Annotated in this window: 3 protein-coding genes; 2 read left to right on the plus strand and 1 reads right to left on the minus strand. The window is 66.4% G+C overall.

Annotated features, from left to right (window positions below):
* A partial coding sequence (locus Q7T84_RS00415) for a recombinase family protein (RefSeq protein WP_304805583.1) occupies positions 1-310 on the minus strand: 310 nt, incomplete at its 3' end.
* A gap of 42 nt (positions 311-352) precedes the next feature.
* Here Q7T84_RS00415 and arfB point away from each other — a divergent pair.
* Positions 353-703: an alternative ribosome rescue aminoacyl-tRNA hydrolase ArfB gene (gene arfB, locus Q7T84_RS00420; RefSeq protein ID WP_304805585.1), complete on the plus strand. Its 351-nt coding sequence runs from the start codon at positions 353-355 to the stop codon at positions 701-703.
* 75 nt (positions 704-778) lie between these two features.
* Positions 779-1,321, plus strand: coding sequence for a hypothetical protein (locus Q7T84_RS00425; protein WP_304805584.1), 543 nt, complete (start codon positions 779-781; stop codon positions 1,319-1,321).
* Positions 1,322-1,383: the final 62 nt, after the last annotated feature.

Raw genomic sequence — 1,383 nt, forward strand, 5'->3', positions numbered from 1 at the left:
TGATCTGCAAGAATAGCGTTTGGGCGTCGATCACATTCTCGCGGGAAACGCGGTCGAGCGACTCCACGAGAAGGTATGCGCCGGGCGCCACCTCGCCCGTCTTGATCTGTTCGAGGAAGATCGAGAGATCGCCCTTGGTGCGGTTTAACCCGTGGTAAGCGGAAACGCCCTCATCCTTCAGGCGGTTATCGAGTTCGAGCCCGTGCTCGGCAGCATAGGCTTCGGATAGCTCAAGCTGGCGTTTCAGCGAGTCGCCGGAAGTCTGGCGATCCGAAGACCAGCGGATGTATGAGTAAGCCTTCGGCTTCAACGGGTTCGTCCCCCCACACGCCGTGACAGGCTAACCCGCGAAATAGGACAAACTCTTAACAAGGTCTCCACCGCCGTGGAGCTGCGCTTCGACGTCCGGCGCTCGCCGTCGCTGCCCAACGACGTGGCGATCCGGCTGATGAAGCTGGGCGGACGCAAGATCACTCAGGACGGAGTGCTGGTGCTGGTCGCCATGACCCACCGGACCCAGGAACGGAACCGAGCCGAGGCGCTTGAGCGGTTGCTGGGACTGATTCGCGAAGCCGCCGCCCCGCCCCCGCCCCCGCGCAAGAAGACCCGGCCGACCCTGGCTGCGAAAAAACGTCGGGTCGAAGCCAAGGTTCACCGGGGCGGCGTCAAATCCATGCGTGGCAAGGTCCGCGGCGACGACTGAGCCGCCCGATCCAATCGAACGCGCTCAACCAACCTCTTGGCGTCGGCATGATCGGGCGCATAAGGTGGCCGCAACATGTCATGCATCCGCGTCATCTCCGCCTCCGCCGCCCTGCTTCTGGTCGCCGCCTGCGCGCCCACCCTGGGTCCCCCGCCGCCTCCGCCGCCCGGCGCCAGCGGACCCGCCTCGGCCAACACGTTCCGCGCCGATGACTTTTCCTGGTCGGCCGTGCCGGGCCAGGGCCGCGTGGACGGCCGCCTGGTCTTCAAGTCCGGCCAGACCCGCTACAGCTGCGAAGGCGCCGGCGTCGTCCTGACGCCAGAGACGCCGTGGACCCGGCGGCGGATGACCATCCTCTACAAGTCGCCCGACCGCTCGGCTCTGCCGGCCGACGAGGTTCGCGCCCGCACGCCGAACGCCCCCAGCGGCGACTACTCGGCCTTCGTCAAGCGCACGGTCTGCGACGCCAACAGCCGCTTCAGCTTCTCGGGCCTGGCCAACGGCGCCTGGTACGTGATCACCGTCGCCAAACCGGTCGCCCCCGGCGCTGGTCCCGACATCGCCGTGATGCGCCGGGTGGAAATCCGCAATGGCCGCGCCGTGAGCGTGGACCTGTAGGCGCTGCTCGTTATCCTCCGGTCAGCCGAAGGATAACGAGTGGATGGCTTCGAACAAAAAAC

The sequence above is a fragment of the Phenylobacterium sp. genome (assembly GCF_030654915.1).
Taxonomy (GTDB): Bacteria; Pseudomonadota; Alphaproteobacteria; order Caulobacterales; family Caulobacteraceae; genus Phenylobacterium.

What these genes read in the sequence shown, in the direction of transcription:
- Q7T84_RS00425 (WP_304805584.1), top strand. Translation starts at nt 779, where the DNA reads ATGTCATGCATCCGCGTCATCTCCGCCTCCGCCGCCCTGCTTCTGGTC.